Origin of the sequence: Mesorhizobium sp. CA12, from assembly GCF_020165255.1 — a bacterium.
Lineage (GTDB): Bacteria > Pseudomonadota > Alphaproteobacteria > Rhizobiales > Rhizobiaceae > Mesorhizobium.
Genome location: NZ_JAIUHT010000015.1, coordinates 47,114 through 64,476, shown reverse-complemented (window position 1 = coordinate 64,476; position 17,363 = coordinate 47,114). Strand labels below are relative to the sequence as shown.

Sequence of the window (17,363 nt, the reverse complement as noted above, 5' to 3'; positions counted from 1 at the left end):
TGTTAAGTTGCAGTCGCTTCCGCCCGGTCGAGCGCGGTCGTCGCTTCGCCGCGCTCGGTCAGGAACTCCTGGATTTCCATGTCGGTCGGCGCCGAAGACCCGCCATGGCGGGTGACCGAAAGCGCGGCGGCCGCATTGGCATAGCGTGCCGCCTCGCAAGCGCCCATGCCGCGCGAAAGGCCGCTGACGAAGGCGCCGATATGCGTGTCGCCGGCCCCATTCGTGTCGACGGCTTCCACCTTGAAGCCCGGCACCGCACGGGTGCCGCCATCGGCCATGCGCACCAAGCAGCCATGCGCGCCGGCGCGGATGACGACGCCTTCCGCCCTGGGGCAATGCTCGGCGAGCAATCGGATCGCGACGGTCTGGGCATCGCCGGCGCCGGCAATCTCGGCAGCCTCATTGGTGTTGCAGCTCAACCAGGTCGTACGCGCCAGAACCCTGTCCAGGATCGGCCGTGGAATGTCGGCGATCACCGGTGTCGGATCGAAGACGAAAGGAATGCCGGCCGGCAGCGCTTCGATCCAACCGGCAAGCGCGTCGCGACTGCCGGGATAGCTCAGCGTGTAGCCGGAGGTGAAAACCCAATCACCCGGAACGACTTGAACCGGCTTCATCATGTCCGGCGTGAGCCGGCTCTCGGCGCCCGGCCACGAAACGAAGGTGCGCTCCGCGTCGCCGCTGATCATCGCGACGCAATTGCCGCTGTCCATCGAAGGCGATGGCGGCGTCAGCGTCTCGATGCCTTCGGCCGCGAAGGCTTTGCGCAGGAAGTCTCCGTCCGGCCCGGTGCCGAGCTGGCCGCCGAACACCACCTTCATGCCGGTGCGGCTTGCCGCCACCATCATATTGAAGCCGCCGCCGGCGACCCGCGCGTAAGCTGACGCGGTCTTTTCCGTGCCGGCCGCCGGCAGGGCGTCGATGCGGTAGACATAGTCGACCACGGCGCTGCCGACATGAACGAGGCGCCCGCTCATCAGGCAACCTCCTTGCCTGGGCCGGCCTTGGAGCCGCGTGCGGCGACCAGGTCGCCAGCCAGCGCGCGGACGTCCGCGAGGTCAATCCCATGCAGTTGGGCGATGCGATCCTGCGGCAGCTTCGACAGGCCGGCGCAGGCCCCGGCCATGCCGGCGGCAATCGCACCGATCGTGTCGGTGTCGCCTCCGAGATTGGCGCCGATGACGGCAGCCCGCCACGCATCGCCTTGCGCGACCTCCAGCACGGCGAAGGCCGCCGGCACCGATTCCTGACTGGCGACGCCGGTGCCAACCAGGTCGACGATAAGCTTGATGGCTTGCTTCTCCGCCTTGCCGCGGACAAGCTCCTGCGCCCAGACGATGCGCGCGGCGATGTCGCCGCCGGTAACCCAATGGCCGAGCGCAGCACCAAGCCTTGCCGCCGCGACGGCATGGCCGAAAGCGATGCGCCAGTCGCCGCCCGAGACACCGAGACTGACAGCGGCTGCGACCGCCGCAGCCGATGCGATGGCGATCGAGGTGTTGTGCGTGGCCCGGCAGGTTTCCGCCACCTTGGAGACCAGAACGTCGAGCGGCTCCGGCGGCATCATGATGCCGACCGGCGCGATGCGCATCGCAGCGCCATTGGTGTCGCCGCCGCGGCCGGCCTCCTCCGCGGGCACGCCGCTGTTGATGGCATCGATAGCGCGCTTGGTCGACGGCCCAAGCAGGTCGTAGCTGCCGCGCGCCTTGACCTCGCGCTCCCAGTCGAGCAGCGCGTTGACCCAGCGCGCATGATCGAAACGCTCGCCGGATTCGACGAGGATGCGGCCAAGCAGCAGCGCCTGTTCGGTATCGTCGGTGATCGCGCCGGCGGGCAGCCCTTTCGACACCGGGTGATCGGCGGCAGGCGCGACGAAATCCTCGACATGGCCGTAGAGCTCGGCGATGCGGGCCGGCGACAGAAGCTGCGTCGGCATGCCGAGCGCATCGCCCAGCGCCCCGCCGATCAGCGCGCCCATAGCCCGGTCCATTGCGTCGGCCACCATGCTCAGAACTCCAGGTGCAGCGCGAAATGCGCCGGGTTGAGCAGGCTAGTGACGAATTCGATGGCACGCCCGTCGGCGGCGCGTGTCAGGCGGCGTGTGCGCAGGAACGGCGTGCCGGGCGCGCAGGCGAGGATCGCCGCGTCGGCGGTGCTCAGCATCTCGATATCGACCCATTCCTCACCGTGATCGGGAACAAGCCCTGCCCCGCGCAGCGTCTGGTGCAGCGAGCCTTCGCGCAGGCCGCGCAGCGGTATGTCTTCCAACTCCGGCGACAGCGGCAGCCGGCTGCGCTCGATCGAAATGGCATGGCCGTCATCGGCGTTGGTGCGGGCACGATCGACGGCGATGAAGGACGAGCTCTCGACGCCGAGCCTGGCCGCCAGTTCGGCGTCATCGATGATCTCGAGCCGCAACGTGCGTGTCTCGGCATTGGCGCCCGCATTGGCAAGCGCGCTCGACCAGCCGATCGCGTCGTCGACCGGCATGCCGTCGAAGGTGACGAATGAGCCGATGCCGACCTTGGTGGTGATCAGCCCGCGGCTCGACAATTCCTCGAGCCCTTTGCGGACCGTATTGCGGCTGACGGAGAAGCGCTGAACGAGCTCGTTTTCGCTCTGCAGGCGGTCGCCGAAGCCGAGCAGGCCGGAGCGTATCTCATGCTCCAGAACCGTCGCGATCTGCTCGGGCTTGCCCGTGCCGGGAGTGATCTGCGTCGCGCGACGGGCCATATCGATACCTGTTCAGTGAACCTGTATAATCCTGTTCAATATCGGATTTGAATTCCCCCGTCAACGAACCTTCATCACCATTCAAGAACGGAAGGCGGACCGGGCGCAGAATGAGCGTGCGGCAACCGGAGACGCGCCGCTCAAGCGAAGAAGAACTCCTCGACGCGCTGCTTGGCCTGGCGCAGCACCGGCAGGATGTCGCGCTCCATCGCCTCGACCGAGAAACGCGCCGACTGCGTCGAGACGTTGATGGCGGCGACGGTGCGGCCGGCGCGATCGACGATCGGCACCGCGATCGAGCGCAGGCCGAGTTCCAGTTCCTCGTCGACGATGGCGAAGCCCTCCGCCCTCGCCTTGTCGATGGCCTTGCCGAGCGCGTTGCGGCCGGTGATCGTCTTCGGCGTCCGCCGCTCGATGGTCGCTTGCGCCAGGAAGGTCTTCAAGTCGTCCGCCTCCAGACCGGAAAGCAGCACCCGCCCCATCGAGGTGCAATAGGCCGGCAGCCGCGTGCCTACATCGAGCGCGACGCTTAAGATCCGCCGTCCGGGGATGCGCGCAACATAGACGACGTCCTCACCCGATAGCACCGCCGCGTTGCAGGCCTCGTCGAATTTGCCCGCCACCTCGCGCATGATCGGCGCCGCGAACGTCCAGAGCGATGCGCCGCCGAGCCAGGTCCGCGCGACGGTCAAAAGGCGCGGCGACAGCGAGAACAGCCGGCCGGACTGCGTCGCATAGCCCGTGGCGACCAATGTCAGCAGAAAGCGGCGGGCGCCCGCGCGGGTGAGGTCGGCCTCTTCGGCCATCTCGGTCAGCGTCATGCCGGCCGGATGGCGCGCAAGGATTTCCATCACTGCCAGGCCACGTTCCAGCGAGCCGACGTGGTCGCGCGAAATTACTTCCTCTCCCACGAGCGCCTCCATGCCGGCGTTGACTCAATGCAGAGCTCGGAGTTAGAAATATCTCATACAAAACAGATGTTCGCAATGCGAACTTTTTTCGTGGGGTCTGGAGATGGTCAAGTTCCTGCCGCTGAAAGAGGCGGTCGCGGAAAACCTGCATGACGGCGATACGGTCGCCTTCGAGGGCTTCACTCATCTGATCCCGACCGCCGCCGCGCATGAGGCGATCCGCCAGGGCTTTCGCGACCTGACGCTTATCCGCATGACGCCCGACCTGATCTATGACCAGATGATCGGCATGGGCATGGCTAGGAAAATCGTCTTCTCCTATGTCGGCAATCCCGGCGTCGGCCTGCTCAGACGCGCCCGCGACGCCATCGAGAACGGCTTTCCCCGCGCCATCGAGATCGAGGAGCACAGCCACGCCGGCATGGCCAATGCCTATGAGGCGGGCGCCGCCGGCCTGCCTTGTGCGGTGTTCCGCGGCTATCGCGGCGCCGGTCTTGCCGTGGTCAATCCAAACATCAAATCCGTCACCTGCCCTTTCACGGGCGAGGTGTTGGCGGCCGTTCCGGCGATAAGGCCGGACGTCACCTTCATCCACGCGCAGAAGGCGGACCGCAAAGGCAACGTGCTGGTCGAGGGCATTATCGGCATCCAGAAGGAGGCTGTTCTTGCCGCAAAGCGCGCAGTGGTGACGGTCGAGGAAATGGTCGACAGCTTCGACGAACTCCACCCCAATCTCACCGTGCTGCCCAGCTGGACGATCGCTGCGATTTCGGTCGTGCCCGGTGGCTCGCATCCCTCCTACACGCATGGCTATTACGAGCGCGACAACGCCGCCTATCTCGAATGGGACGAGATCGCCGCCGACCGCGGTCGCTTCCAGGCGTGGATGCAGCAGAACGTCATCGAGAGCAGCCCGGATGACTTTGCCGGCCGCATCGAACATCTGAGGAAAGCCGCATGAGCGACGCGAAGGAGATTGGTTTCACCCCGAACGAGATGATGACGATCGCCGCCAGCCGCGCCTTGAAGAGCGACGATGTCTGCTTCGTCGGCATCGGCGCGCCGTCGGCCGCCTGCAACGTCGCGCGGCTGACGCATGCGCCGGATATCACCTTGATCTATGAGAGCGGCACCATCGGCACGGCGCCCGACGTGCTGCCGCTGTCGATCGGCGACGGCGAATTGTGCGAGACGGCGGTCACCACCGTCGCGGTGCCGGAGATGTTCCGCTATTGGCTGCAGGGCGGCCGCATCTCGATCGGCTTTCTGGGCGCCGCCCAGCTCGACAAATTCGGCAATATCAACACCACCGTCATCGGCGACTATGCGCATCCCAAGACCCGCCTGCCCGGCGGCGGCGGCGCGCCGGAGATCGCCACTTCGTCAAAGCAGGTCTACATCACCATGGCGCAGTCGAAGCGCGGCATGGTCGAAAAGGTCGACTTCTTCACCTCCTTCGGCCATGGCGATGGCGGCGATCATCGCAAGCGGCTCGGCATCGATACTGCCGGGCCAACGCTTTTAATCACGGACCTCGCCATCTGGAAGCCGGACCCGGTGACCAAGGAATTCACAGTGGTGTCGCTGCATCCCGGCGTCTCGCGCGAGCAGGTACAGGAGACCTGTGGCTGGACGGTCAAGTTCACGGAGGCTCTTGACGAGACGCCGGCGCCGACGGAACTCGAGCTGAACACATTGCGCGACCTGCATGTCCGCACCAAGGCGGCGCATCAAGGGATCGCCGAGGGGAAAGCTGCCTAGATGACTGAAGCCTTCATTTGCGACTACATCCGCACGCCCATCGGCCGCTTCGGCGGCTCGTTGTCCTCCGTCCGCGCCGACGACCTCGGCGCCATCCCGTTGAGGGCCTTGGTCGAGCGCAATCAGGGCGTCGACTGGGCGGCCGTCGATGATGTCGTCTATGGCTGCGCCAACCAGGCCGGCGAGGACAATCGCAATGTAGCGCGCATGGCGCTGCTGCTTGCCGGCCTGCCGCAGGACATCCCCGGTTCGACAGTCAACCGCCTGTGCGGCTCGGGCATGGATGCCGTCACCATCGCCGCGCGCGCCATCAAATCGGGCGAGGCCGAGCTGATGATTGCCGGCGGCGTCGAATCGATGAGCCGCGCGCCTTTCGTCATGCCGAAGGCCGACGCCGCCTTTTCGCGCAACGCCGAGATCTACGACACCACCATCGGCTGGCGCTTCGTCAACCCGCTGATGAAGAAGCAATATGGCATCGAGTCCATGCCGGAGACCGGGGAGAACGTCGCCGAGGATTTTTCCGTTTCCCGCGCGGACCAGGACGCCTTCGCGGTGCGCAGCCAGGACAAGGCCGTTGCCGCTCAAGGCAGCGGCCGGCTGGCGAAAGAGATCACGTCCGTGACGATCCCGCAGAAGAAAGGCGATCCGGTCGTCGTCTCGAAGGACGAGCATCCACGCGCCGGCACCACCGTCGAGACCCTGGCCAAACTGCCGGCGCCATTCCGCCAGGGCGGCAGCGTCACCGCCGGCAACGCTTCCGGCGTCAATGACGGTGCGGCGGCCCTCATCATCGCGTCGGAAGCGGCGGCGAAGAAGTATGGCCTGACGCCGATCGCCCGCATCCTCGGCGGCGCCGTCGCCGGTGTGGCGCCGCGCATCATGGGCATCGGTCCGGCCCCGGCCACCGAGAAGCTTTGCGCCCGCCTCGGTCTGACGCCCGAGCAATTCGATGTCGTCGAATTGAACGAAGCTTTCGCCTCGCAAGGCATTGCCGTGCTGCGCCAGCTTGGCATCGCCGAGGATGCCGCGCACGTCAATCCGAATGGCGGCGCGATCGCGCTCGGTCACCCGCTCGGCATGTCGGGCGCGCGCATCACCGGCACGGCGGCGCTCGAGCTCAGCGAGCGCGGCGGCAAGCTGGCTTTGGCCACCATGTGCATAGGCGTCGGCCAGGGCATAGCAATTGTCCTGGAGCGGGTCTGACCGGTCGGATCAATAAGGCAGACCGACGTAGTTTTCGGCCAGCGCCGTGGAAGCGGCCTTGGAATGCACGAGATAGTCGAGCTCGGCTTCCTGGATGCGTTGGCCGAATTCACCGGTCTCGGGAAAGCGGTGCAGCATCGTCGTCATCCACCAGGAAAAGCGCACCGCTTTCCACACCCGCGACAGCGCCTTGGCCGAATAGGCGTCGAGCCCTACTTCCGAACTCTCGCGGTAGAATTCACGAAGTCCCGCAAACAGATAGCGCACGTCGCTGGCAGCGAGGTTGAGGCCCTTGGCGCCGGTCGGCGGCACGATATGGGCGGCGTCTCCAACCAGGAACAGCCGGCCGAAGCGCATCGGCTCGGCGACGAAGGAGCGCAGCGGCGCGATCGACTTCTCGAACGATGGGCCGGTGGTGACGGCGGCAGCGGTCGCCGGCGGCAGGCGGCGGCGCAACTCGTCCCAGAAGCGGTCGTCCGACCAGGCCTCGACGCGCTCCTCGGCTGGAACCTGCACATAGTAGCGGCTGCGCTGCGGCGAGCGCATCGAACAGAGCGCGAAGCCGCGCTCGTGATTGGCATAGACCAGCTCGCGGTCGGCCGGCGGCACCTCGGCCAGCATGCCCAGCCAGCCGAACGGATATTGCCGCTCGAACGTCTTCAGCGCGCCCTCCGGCACTGATCTGCGGCTGACGCCGTGATAGCCGTCGCAACCGGCGATGAAGTCGCAATCGATGCGATGCATGAGGCCGTCCTTGTCGTAGGTGACGAAGGGCGACGCGCCGCCGAAATCATGCGGCGCGACATTCGACGTTTCGAAGACGGTCGGAAGGCCCGCCGCTTCCCGCTTCTGCATCAGATCGAGCGTCACCTCGGTCTGGCCATAGATGGTTACATGCTTGCCGCCGGTGAGCGCCGTCATGTCGATGCGATGCGCGCGGCCGTCAAACGCGAGCGAGATGCCGGCATGCGGCAGGCCCTGTTCATAGAGCCTCTCCGCCGCGCCCGCTTCGCCGAGCAGGTCCACCGTGCCCTGTTCGAGCACGCCCGCGCGCACCCGGCCAAGCACATGCTCGCGGCTCGACCGCTCGAGGATGACTGTCTCGACGCCAATCGTGGCAAGCAATTGGCCGAGCAGCAGCCCGGACGGCCCCGAGCCAATGATGGCGACTTGCGTGCGCATCAATGACCGAGGCTCTCGATCTGTCCGGCCAACTCGGCTGCAAGCCTGAGCGCGGCCGCCGTCGCCATGACCATTTGCGGCAGGATGAGCCATTCCAGTGTCCAGGCCGAACCCGAGCGCTCCTGCTCATGCACCAGCGCCTGGTGCATGCCGGAAAGCTGGACGGCATTGAAGCGGGCGAGGGCCACCAGGGCTTCCGCCTTCACGGGATTCTGCTTGTGCGGCATGGTAGATGAACCGCCGCCGCCGGACAGCTTGATGTCAGTGCCCGCCTGCGCCATCAGCGCAACGTCCTTCCCGAACTTGCCGAGGCTGCCGGTCACCAGCGACAGCCAGCCGGCGAACTCGGCGAGCGCGTCGCGCTGATTGTGCCATTGCGGCGCGTCGGCAAGGCCGAGCTTCGCGGCAAGCGCGGCGCGCACTGCGGCGGCCTTGTCGCCGAGCTTTTCCAGCGTGCCGGCGGCGCCGCCGAACTGCACGACAAGCAGTCGGCCGGAGAGCTCCTTCAACCGTTCCTGGTGACGCTGGAGCGGCGCTCGCCAGGAAGCGATCCGGTCCGTCACGACGATCGGTATCGCCGGCTGCATGCGCGTCACCGCCATCATCGCCCTGCCCTCGAAATCCTGTTCGAGTCCGGCGAGCCGCACGACGTTCGCGCTGAGCAGCAGGCCGACATGCTCGACCGCCCCGCTCAGGCGCAGCACCAGTGATGTATCGATCACATCCTGGCTGGTGGCGCCGAAATGAACGAATGCATCGTGCGGCACGCCAACAGCAGCCTTGATCTGTCGCACCAGTTCCGGCACCACGACGCCGTCGGCGGCGACGCCGGCGCGCAGCTTCGCCGTATCCGGCCGGAACGCCGCCAGCGCCTTCGAGATCGCCGTCGCCGCATCGCGGGAAATCGCGCCGCACTCGGCCTCCGCCTCGGCCAGCGCCCGTTCGAAGCTGAGCATCGCGGCGATGTCGGCTTCGACGGAAAAATGTCTGGCCGCCTCTTCGTCGCCGAGCAGGCCAGAAAGCAGCGGGTGATCAAAGGGCGAAACGGTCATGGCGGCCCCGGTCAGCTGTCGAAGAAGACCGTCTCCTTTTCGCCCTGCAGGTGGATGTCGAAGACGTAAGTATCGCCCCGGCGCTCGGCGATCAGCGTCGGCACACGCAGGCGATGCTCGATGCGGGCGAGGATCGGGTCCTCGGCATTGGCCTTTTCCTCGTCGGAAAAATAGAGCCTGGTGTGCAGGCCGACATTGATGCCGCGCGCCACGATCCACAGCGTGATGTGCGGCGCCATCAGCCGGCCGTCGCGAAACGGCACGCGGCCCGGCTTGATCGTCCGGAACAGGCAGACGCCCGTTTCCATGGCGGTCGGCTGCCGACCCCATCCAGGGAAATTCGGATCGGCGGCGCCGCGCAATTCCGACGGCGAATTGTAGAGCCCGTTGGCGTCCGCCTGCCAGATCTCGATCAGCGCATCCTTGAGCGGCGTGCCGGTGCCGTCGAGCACGCGAATGCGCAACTCGATGCGCTCGCCCTTGGTTTGGTCGTTGATCATCGATGAGCCAAGGTCGTTCGCATAGACGCCGCCGATGCCGCAGAAATTGGGCGTCAGCCCGATATGCACGTAAGGGCCGGCGGTCTGCGAAGGGCTTTCCTTCAACCGGTCGAGCGACTGCGCCATCAATTGCCCTCCGGCCTGTTCTCGAACAATGTCGAGCGGCGCCCGCGCAGCACGATATCGAACTTGTAGGCGAGCGCATCCATCGGGATGGTCGACTGCATGTCGAGCGCGGCGATCAGCGCCTCGATAGCTTCCCTGTTGGAAATACCGCCGACGATCGGACAGCGCCAGATCAGCGGATCGCCCTCGAAATACATCTGTGTGATCAGCCGCTGCGCGAAGCCATGGCCGAACACGGAAAAATGGATATGCGCCGGCCGCCAGTCGTTCTGCCCATTCGGCCACGGATAGGGCCCGGGCCTGACCGTGCGAAAGGCGTAGCTGCCGTCTTCGCCGGTGATCGTGCGGCCGCAGCCGCCGAAATTCGGATCGAGGGGGGCGAGATAGGCGTCCTTCTTGTGACGGTAGCGGCCGCCGGCATTGGCCTGCCAGAATTCGAGCAGCACGCCAGGCACGCCCTTGCCCCGCTCGTCGAGCACGCGTCCATGGACGATGATGCGCTCGCCGAGGGCGCTCTCGCCAGGCCTGGCGAAATTGTGGATCAGGTCGTTGTCGAGCTCGCCGAGCATCGCGTGCCCGAAGACCGGTCCGGTCAGTTCCGACAGCGTGTTGTCGAATGCCACCAATGCCCGTTGGGGCGAGCGCAGCACCGAGCTCTTGTAGTTCGGCGTGAAGGCGGCCGGATGCCACTGGTGGTCGCGCTGGAAGAAGGCGCCGGTCTCGGGTGAACGGTTCGAGCCTCGCTCAGCCATGGGCGGCTCCGTCCATCTGCGCGAACACCTCCTTGGCAATCTTGAAGGCGCGGTTGGCTGCCGGCACGCCGGCATAGACGGCGACGTGCAGGAAGGCCTCGCAGATGTCGTCCCGCGTGGCGCCTGTATTGGCGGTGGCGCGCACATGCATGGCGACCTCCTCGTCATGGCCAAGTGCTGCAAGCAGCGCCAGCGTCACGATCGAGCGTTCGCGCTTCGACCAGCCGGGTCGCGCCCACACCGTTCCCCAGGCAGCCTCGGTGATCAATTGCTGGAACGGCCGGTCGAAATCGGTCGCGGCATCCTCGGCACGGTCGACGTGGGGATCGCCAAGCACGGAGCGGCGGACCTCGAGACCCGTCCGGTAGCGGTTCTTCGTGACATCATCCATGGGCAGACGTTTCCTCAGGCAATGAGGCGGCGAAATCGCGGATCAAGGTGACGAGCGCGTCGGGCTGCTCGATGCACGGGATGTGCGCGGCATCGCGGATCATTTCGAAGCGGGCGCCTGGGATCAGATCCGCCAGCGAGCGAACAAGGTCGGGTGGCGTCGAGCCGTCCTGATCGCCGACGATGCAGAGCGTCGGCGCAGTGATACGCCGCGCCGCGTCGGTAAGATCGGCATCGCGCACCGCCGCGCATGTCCCGATATAACCAGGCAGCGCCTGCCTGGTCAGCATGTTGCGGCAGCCGGCCAGCTCGGCGGCGCGCGCTGCATGGAAATCCGGCGTGAACCACACTTTCAGCACGCCGTCGGCGATCGCCTCTATGCCGTCGCGCTCGACAGTCGCGATGCGCGTGTTCCAGCTCTCATCCGTGCCGATCTTGTGCGCGGTGTCGCTGAGGATCAGAGCCTCGACACATTTGGGGTGGCGGGTATAGAGCCGCTGCGCGATCAGGCCGCCGACCGACAGGCCGCACAGCACGACCTTTCCGAAGCCGAAATGATCGATGAGGCCCAGCAGGTCGTCGACATGGTCGTCGATCGAGCGCACGCCGCCGCCGATATCCGACAACCCATGCCCGCGCTTGTCGTAGACGAGCATCGGTATTTCGCCGGCAAGCCGCGCGACGACGCCGTCCCAGATCCGGAAATCGGTGCCCAGCGAATTGATGAAGATGATCGGACGCGACGTGCCCGTCGCCTCGATGTAGCGGTGATGCAGCGTCACGCCGCCTATGCTGACGAATGGCACGATTTCGATCCTCCAAAGCCACATTGCACCAGCGGTTTGGTTCGGTAAAATGATATTTTGCGGCGTTTCATTAACTCTGAGGTTATCGAACCATGGCCGAAAGCCGGATCCGCTTCCGCCATCTGCAGGCCTTTCTCGAAGTCGCTCGGCAAGGCAGCGTGGCGCGCGCGGCCGACTTCCTGCATGTCAGTGCGCCGGCCGTGACCAAGACCTTGCGTGAGCTGGAAGAAGCGCTCGGCGTCGCCGTGGTCGAGCGCGACGGGCGCGGCATCCGGGTCACGCGTCTCGGCGAGATCTTCCTCGGCCATGCCGGCTCGGCGATCTCGGCGCTGAAGCGCGGCGTCGATTCCGTGCGCCAGGACGGCGCTCTCCATCGCGACCCGATCCGCATCGGCGCGCTGCCGACGGTGTCGGCGCGCGTGATGCCGCTCGCCATGAACCTGTTCCTCGAGGAAAACACCGGCGCCGCGCTCAAGATCGTCACCGGCGAGAACGCCGTGCTGCTCGAACAGTTGCGCGTCGGCGCGCTCGACCTCGTCGTCGGCCGGCTCGCGGCGCCGGAGCACATGACCGGCTTCTTCTTCGAACATCTCTATTCCGAGCAGGTGCTGTTCGTGGTGCGGGCCGGGCATCCCCTGTCGGAACCCGGGGCAGACATCTTCGCGCGGCTCGACGACTTCCCCGTCCTGATGCCGACGCGGGAATCCGTCATACGCCCCTTCGTCGACCGGCTCTTCATCACCAACGGCATGACCGCGCCCGCCACGGAGATCGAAACCGTTTCCGATTCCTTCGGTCGTTCCTTCATGCGCCAGAGCAATGCGGTATGGATCATCTCGGCCGGCGTCGTTGCCAATGAGATCGCCAGCGGCGCTTTCGTCGCGCTGCCGGTGGATACGGAGGAGACCAAAGGGCCGGTGGGTTTGACCATGCGCACCGACACCGCGCCCTCGCCCGCCTTCACCATCCTGCTGCAGACGATCCGCGAAGCCGCGCGGCACCACGCCTGACGATCGAGCTAGCAGTTCGAATTTCGCTAACCCAGCGGTTAATAAAACACCGTAAAATATCATTTTACCGAACCAAACCGCTAGTGCAATGTGATCTCCGGAGGATCGAAAGCCGTGCCGTCCGGCCGCAAGCGGAAGACCCGTTTGCCGTCGTGTCGAACGGCGACTGAGGGAGGAGCAGATGTCTCATAATATCGGCAGCAAGCCCGCCACATCGGGCATTTCACGACGCCAGTTCATCGCCACATCGATGGCCGGTGGCGCAGCACTTGCGTTCGGCCGCGGCAAGGCTTTCGCGCAGGCCGCCGACACGCTCAAGGTCGGCTTCGTCAGCCCGCGCACCGGCCCGCTCGCCGGCTTCGGCGAGACCGACGGCTATGTGCTTGACCTCGCCCGCAAGGCCCTGGCCAACGGCATCGAGCTCGGCGGCAAGAAATACAGCGTCGAGATCCTCGACCAGGACACCCAGTCGGATCCGTCGCGCGCCGGCCAGTTGGCAAAAGACCTGATCAACAACCAGGCGATCGACCTGATGCTGGCCGTTTCCACGCCCGAGGTGATCAACCCGGTCGCCGATGCCTGCGAGGCGGCCGGCGTGCCGTGCCTCTCCACCGTCATGCCGTGGGAGGCGTGGTATTTCGGCCGCGGCGCCAAGCCGGGCGCGCCCTCGCCTTTCAAATGGACCTATCATTTCGGCTTCGGCGTCGGCGAATTCTTCAAGACCTATATTTCGCAGTGGAACCTGATCGAGACCAACAAGAAGGTCGGCGTCATGTATCCGAACGACGCCGACGGCAACGCCATTCGCGCCAACCTCGCGCCGCTCCTGGCCAAGCAGGGTTTTACGATCGTCGATCCCGGCGCCTATGAGACCGGCACAACCGACTATTCCTCGCAGATCGCGCTGTTCAAGCAGGAAGGCGTCGAGATCTTCAACTCCTTCCCGATCCCGCCGGACTTCGCCGCCTTCTGGCGCCAGGCCGCGCAGCAGGGGCTGACCCGGCAGATCAAGATCGCCCAGGTCGCCAAGACCGGCCTGTTCCCCTCCGACATCGAGGCGCTCGGCGATCTCGGCATGAAGATCTCGAGCGCCGCCTATTGGCACAAGGCCTTCCCCTACAAGTCGCCGCTGACCGGCGTCTCCGGCACCGAGCTTGCCGACGGTTACGAGGCGGCGAGCGGCAAGCAGTGGACACAGCAGCTCGGCGCCTCGATGTCGCTGCTCGACGCCGGCTTCGAAGCCCTGAAGGCGAGTTCCAACGCCAAGGACAAGGCGGCGGTCGCCAAGGCACTGAGCGTGCTGAAGACCGAGACCATGATCGGCAAGGTCGACTTCACCAGCGGCCCGGTCGCGAACGTGTCCCCCGGCCCGATCATCGGCACGCAATGGGTCGCCGCCAAGGAAGGCTCGAAATTCCCGCTCGACTATGTCGTGACCGAGAACGCCACCGACCCGAACGTGCCGGTTGGGGCCAAGCTCCAGCCTTACAACGGCTGATTAAGTCGGGGACCGCATCGTGAACGCGACGCCCAACGGTGCCGTCCTCAGCGCCGCCGGCATCCACAAGCGCTTCGGCGCGCTTGTGGTGCTCGACGACATCGACTTCGTCATGGGCGCCGAGGAAGCGGTCGGCATCGTCGGCCCGAACGGCGCCGGCAAGACGACGCTGCTCAGCGTGCTTTCCGGCGCCTATCCGCCGAGCGCCGGAACCATCGCCTTCAAGGGCGATGACGTGACCACGCTGCCGGCCACGCAGCGCTGCCGGTTGGGCCTGGTGCGCACCCATCAGGTGCCGAAACCCTTCGGCGGCATGACCGTCTTCGAGAATGTCTTCGTCGCCGCCTCGCACGGCGCCGGACTCGGCCGCGACGAGTGTTATGAGGAAGCGCTCGGCTCGCTGAAGCTCTGCGGCATGCTCAGCATAGCCAACCGCCGCGCCGAAACGCTCGGCCTGCTCGACCGCAAGCGGCTGGAGCTCGCCCGCGCGCTCGCCGCGAAACCGACGCTGCTTCTGCTCGACGAGATCGGCGGCGGCCTGACCGACGGCGAGGCGGGCGAGCTCGTCGAGACCATCCGCGAATTGCGCCGCCGCAGGATAGGCATCGTCTGGATCGAGCACATCGTCCACGTGCTTTTGCAAGTGGCCGAACGGCTGATCTGCATGGACGCCGGCAAGATTATCGCCGACGGCGAGCCGCAGGCGGTGATGGCCGACCCGCAGGTGATCAGCGCCTATCTCGGCGGAGGCCCGAAATGAGCCTGCTGTCGGCCGAGGATCTCGTTGTCCGCCACGGCCTGCTGCAGGCGGTGCGCGGCGTCAGCTTCAGCCTCGAGCGCGGCGAGACGCTGGCGCTGGTCGGTGCCAACGGCGCGGGCAAGACGACGCTGCTGCGCGCAATCGCCGGCGCGCACCAGGCGGCCTCGGGCCGTGTGGTCTTCGACGGCGACGATCTCTCCCGTGTGCCTTCGCATGAACGCGTCCGCAAGGGCATCGCCCTGGTTCCCGAAGGCCGGCGGCTGTTCGTGCAGATGACGGTCGAGGAAAACCTTCTGCTGGGCCGCACTGCCGGCCGCCCCGGCGACTGGAGCGTCGAACGCGTGCTCGACACCTTCCCCAACTTGAAGCCGCGCCGCCATGCCAAGGCCGGGCATCTTTCCGGCGGCGAGCAGCAGGCGACCGCAATCGGCCGTGCGCTGATGAGCAATCCCGACCTGCTCCTGCTCGACGAGGTCTCGCTCGGCCTGTCGCCGCTGGTCGTCGACCGCGTCTATGCCTCCCTGCAGGGGCTGATCGGCTCCGGCACGACGATCATCCTGGTCGAGCAGGACCTCAACCGCGCGCTCTCCGTCTCCAACAAGGTGGTCTGCATGCTGGAGGGCCGGATCGTCCTTGCCGGCGACAGCAAGAGCGTGTCGCGCGACGAGGTGACCAAGGCCTATTTCGGCCTGCACCGGAAAGGCGCCGGAGGCGTGCCGGCATGATGAACCAGATCGTCCAGGGCATCCTGCTCGGCGGCTATTACGCGCTGATCGCCTGCGGCCTCTCCTTCATGTTCTCGGTGATGCGCATCATCAACCTGGCGCATGGCAGCCTCGCCGTGCTGTCGGCCTTCGCGCTGTGGCTGCTCGCCTCGCGCTTCCACATCTCGCCATTTCTGGGCCTGCTCGTCGTGCTGCCGCTGATGGCCGCGATTGGCTGGGCCCTGCAGCACTTCCTGCTCGAGCGTAGCGCGCGCGGCGGCGCGCTGCTGCCGATCCTCACAACCTTCGGCCTCGCCATCGTCATCGACAATTTGCTGTTCGAACAGTTCGGCGCCGACACGCGCTCGCTGGCGCCCTTCATCGGCAGCCTGTCCTACGATTCCTGGGAATGGCCGGGCAGCCTCTATGTCGGGAAGCTCGCGGTGATCATCTTCATCACGGCCGTCGTCCTGCTTGGTGGACTGCAACTGTTCCTCACCCGCACCGGGTTAGGCCGCTCGATCCGCGCGACCTCGGAAGACCCTGATACCGCCGGCATTGTCGGTGTCGACGCGCGCCGCTCCATGGCAATAGCCGCGGCAATCGCCATGGTCACGGTCGGTCTCGCCGGCGCCTTCCTGGGCATGCGCGCCACTTTCGATCCCTATGCCGGCGCAACGCAACTTCTGTTCGCCTTCGAAGCCGCCGTCATCGGTGGCGCCGGCTCGCTCTGGGGAACGCTGATCGGCGGCATCGTGCTGGCGCTCGCCCAAACGCTCGGCGCCAGGATCCATCCGCAAGGTTTCCTCATCGGCGGCCACGTCGCTTTCCTGATCGTGCTGTTCATCCGGCTCTACACTTCCGGCCTCGGCCTGCACAGCTTGCTGCGCCTCTCCACGCGGAAAGCCTCATGAGCGCCGCCTCCCCGGTCATCGAGCGTGGCACGGCCGCTTCGCGCAGCGCCGGCATCGGCGTTTTGACCATCATTCTGCTGCTCGCCGTCGCGCCGCAATTCCTGTCGGCCGGCGCGGTCGATCGCATGACGGCGCTGTTCATCTATGTGATCCTCGCCGCCATGTGGAATGCGCTGGCCGGTTTCGGCGGGTTGGTCTCGGTCGGCCAGCAGGTGTTCTTCGGCCTCGGCGCCTACTTCGCCATCCGCCTCGCCAGTGCCGGACTCAATCCGTTCGTCTCGCTCTTTGTCTCGGCGGTCATTGTCGGCGCGGTGTCCTGGCCGATCTCGCTGTTCATGCTTCGCCTGAGGAACGGCGAGTTCGCCATCGGCATGTGGGTGATCGCGGCGCTCACCCACCTGCTCGTCAATCTCGACCGGCTGATCCAGGGCGAGACCGGCACGTCGCTGATCTCGCTCAACGTCTACGATGCATCGACACGCCGGCTGACCATCTACTGGCTGGCGCTGGCGTCGATGACCGCCCTGCTCGCGATCCTGTTCGGTCTGCTGCGCGGCAGCACCGGCGCCGCCATTCGCGCCATCCGTGACAATGAGGATGCGGCGGCCTCCGTCGGCGTGCGCGTCACCGGCACCAAGCGGCTGCTCTTCATGCTCGCCGCCTTCGGCATCGGCGTCGCCGGCGCGCTGTGGCTGGCCACCGCGACCACCTTCCAGCCGAAGACCTATTTCAACGTGCAGTGGACCGCTTACATGATCTTCATGGTGCTGGTCGGCGGCATCGGCACCTTCGAGGGCGCCATCCTCGGCGCGCTGCTCTTCTTCCTCATCGAGACCTGGTTCGGCGGCACCGGCGTCTGGTACCTGATTGGGCTCGGCGCCACGGCACTGGTCTTCTCGCTGCTCTTGCCGCGCGGCCTCTGGGGCACGCTCGAAGAGCGTTTTGGTTGGCGCCTGCTGTCGGTCGGCTACCGCGTCAGGCTTCCCGCCAGCGTGGCGGATCCGACCGGCGAGGCCATTTCACCAGCACCCACTGCGGCACACAGCGAGAAGGCATGA

General features: G+C 66.1%; 19 protein-coding genes. 9 read left to right on the top strand and 10 right to left on the bottom strand.

Annotated elements, in window-relative coordinates; genetic code table 11:
* Positions 1-2 precede the first annotated feature (2 nt).
* The 4 genes from LB520_RS22755 to LB520_RS22740 all read right to left on the bottom strand — a co-directional run bounded on the left by LB520_RS22755 (position 3) and on the right by LB520_RS22740 (position 3,644).
* Positions 3-977: a PfkB family carbohydrate kinase gene (locus LB520_RS22755; RefSeq protein ID WP_224625572.1), complete on the bottom strand. Its 975-nt coding sequence runs from the start codon at positions 975-977 to the stop codon at positions 3-5.
* Positions 977-2,005, bottom strand: a complete 1,029-nt coding sequence (locus LB520_RS22750) for an ADP-ribosylglycohydrolase family protein (protein WP_224639457.1) — start codon at positions 2,003-2,005, stop codon at positions 977-979. The genes LB520_RS22755 and LB520_RS22750 overlap by 1 nt, the downstream gene beginning before the upstream one ends.
* A gap of 2 nt (positions 2,006-2,007) precedes the next feature.
* On the bottom strand, positions 2,008-2,733 hold the full coding sequence (locus tag LB520_RS22745) for a GntR family transcriptional regulator (protein WP_224639456.1): 726 nt from the start codon (positions 2,731-2,733) through the stop codon (positions 2,008-2,010).
* Between the two features lie 140 nt (positions 2,734-2,873).
* The gene (locus LB520_RS22740) at positions 2,874-3,644 is read right to left on the bottom strand and encodes an IclR family transcriptional regulator C-terminal domain-containing protein (RefSeq protein ID WP_140838925.1); all 771 of its coding nucleotides are present in this window, start codon (positions 3,642-3,644) and stop codon (positions 2,874-2,876) included.
* 103 nt (positions 3,645-3,747) lie between these two features.
* Between LB520_RS22740 and LB520_RS22735 the strand changes: the two genes are divergently transcribed.
* Genes LB520_RS22735 through pcaF form a run of 3 tightly spaced genes read left to right on the top strand, consistent with a single transcriptional unit; the run spans position 3,748 to position 6,611 of the window.
* The gene (locus LB520_RS22735; RefSeq protein WP_224522916.1) at positions 3,748-4,605 is read left to right on the top strand and encodes a CoA transferase subunit A; all 858 of its coding nucleotides are present in this window, start codon (positions 3,748-3,750) and stop codon (positions 4,603-4,605) included.
* Positions 4,602-5,405 (top strand): CoA-transferase subunit beta, encoded by an 804-nt coding sequence (locus LB520_RS22730; protein WP_224522917.1) that lies wholly within the window; start codon positions 4,602-4,604, stop codon positions 5,403-5,405. Before LB520_RS22735 ends, LB520_RS22730 begins: the two co-directional genes overlap by 4 nt.
* Entirely contained in the window at positions 5,406-6,611 is a 1,206-nt protein-coding gene (gene pcaF / locus LB520_RS22725) for a 3-oxoadipyl-CoA thiolase (RefSeq protein ID WP_224522918.1), read from the top strand.
* A 9-nt stretch (positions 6,612-6,620) separates the two neighbouring features.
* Here the strand turns inward: pcaF and pobA are convergent, their stop codons facing one another.
* Genes pobA through pcaD form a run of 6 tightly spaced genes read right to left on the bottom strand, consistent with a single transcriptional unit; the run spans position 6,621 to position 11,419 of the window.
* Positions 6,621-7,793: a 4-hydroxybenzoate 3-monooxygenase gene (gene pobA / locus LB520_RS22720; RefSeq protein WP_224522919.1), complete on the bottom strand. Its 1,173-nt coding sequence runs from the start codon at positions 7,791-7,793 to the stop codon at positions 6,621-6,623.
* Positions 7,793-8,845: a 3-carboxy-cis,cis-muconate cycloisomerase gene (locus LB520_RS22715; protein ID WP_224639455.1), complete on the bottom strand. Its 1,053-nt coding sequence runs from the start codon at positions 8,843-8,845 to the stop codon at positions 7,793-7,795. The genes pobA and LB520_RS22715 overlap by 1 nt, the downstream gene beginning before the upstream one ends.
* A gap of 11 nt (positions 8,846-8,856) precedes the next feature.
* Positions 8,857-9,471, bottom strand: coding sequence for a protocatechuate 3,4-dioxygenase subunit alpha (gene pcaG / locus LB520_RS22710; RefSeq protein ID WP_224639454.1), 615 nt, complete (start codon positions 9,469-9,471; stop codon positions 8,857-8,859).
* On the bottom strand, positions 9,471-10,223 hold the full coding sequence (gene pcaH / locus LB520_RS22705; RefSeq protein ID WP_224639453.1) for a protocatechuate 3,4-dioxygenase subunit beta: 753 nt from the start codon (positions 10,221-10,223) through the stop codon (positions 9,471-9,473). The genes pcaG and pcaH overlap by 1 nt, the downstream gene beginning before the upstream one ends.
* The gene (gene pcaC, locus LB520_RS22700; protein WP_224639452.1) at positions 10,216-10,614 is read right to left on the bottom strand and encodes a 4-carboxymuconolactone decarboxylase; all 399 of its coding nucleotides are present in this window, start codon (positions 10,612-10,614) and stop codon (positions 10,216-10,218) included. Before pcaC ends, pcaH begins: the two co-directional genes overlap by 8 nt.
* Positions 10,607-11,419, bottom strand: coding sequence for a 3-oxoadipate enol-lactonase (gene pcaD, locus LB520_RS22695; protein WP_224639451.1), 813 nt, complete (start codon positions 11,417-11,419; stop codon positions 10,607-10,609). Before pcaD ends, pcaC begins: the two co-directional genes overlap by 8 nt.
* Positions 11,420-11,511: 92 nt before the next feature.
* Here pcaD and pcaQ point away from each other — a divergent pair, with 92 nt between their 5' ends.
* From pcaQ to LB520_RS22665, 6 genes are all read left to right on the top strand, one after another.
* Positions 11,512-12,429, top strand: a complete 918-nt coding sequence (pcaQ, locus tag LB520_RS22690; RefSeq protein WP_095769789.1) for a pca operon transcription factor PcaQ — start codon at positions 11,512-11,514, stop codon at positions 12,427-12,429.
* A gap of 181 nt (positions 12,430-12,610) precedes the next feature.
* Positions 12,611-13,927 carry an ABC transporter substrate-binding protein gene (locus LB520_RS22685; protein WP_224639450.1) on the top strand — a complete coding sequence of 439 codons (1,317 nt, stop codon included), beginning with the start codon at positions 12,611-12,613 and terminating at the stop codon, positions 13,925-13,927.
* A gap of 19 nt (positions 13,928-13,946) precedes the next feature.
* Entirely contained in the window at positions 13,947-14,687 is a 741-nt protein-coding gene (locus LB520_RS22680; RefSeq protein WP_318012125.1) for an ABC transporter ATP-binding protein, read from the top strand.
* Complete coding sequence (locus LB520_RS22675) at positions 14,684-15,412, top strand: ABC transporter ATP-binding protein (protein ID WP_224639449.1); 729 nt, start codon at positions 14,684-14,686, stop codon at positions 15,410-15,412. Before LB520_RS22680 ends, LB520_RS22675 begins: the two co-directional genes overlap by 4 nt.
* Entirely contained in the window at positions 15,409-16,305 is an 897-nt protein-coding gene (locus LB520_RS22670) for a branched-chain amino acid ABC transporter permease (RefSeq protein WP_224639448.1), read from the top strand. The genes LB520_RS22675 and LB520_RS22670 overlap by 4 nt, the downstream gene beginning before the upstream one ends.
* Complete coding sequence (locus LB520_RS22665) at positions 16,302-17,363, top strand: branched-chain amino acid ABC transporter permease (protein WP_224639447.1); 1,062 nt, start codon at positions 16,302-16,304, stop codon at positions 17,361-17,363. The genes LB520_RS22670 and LB520_RS22665 overlap by 4 nt, the downstream gene beginning before the upstream one ends.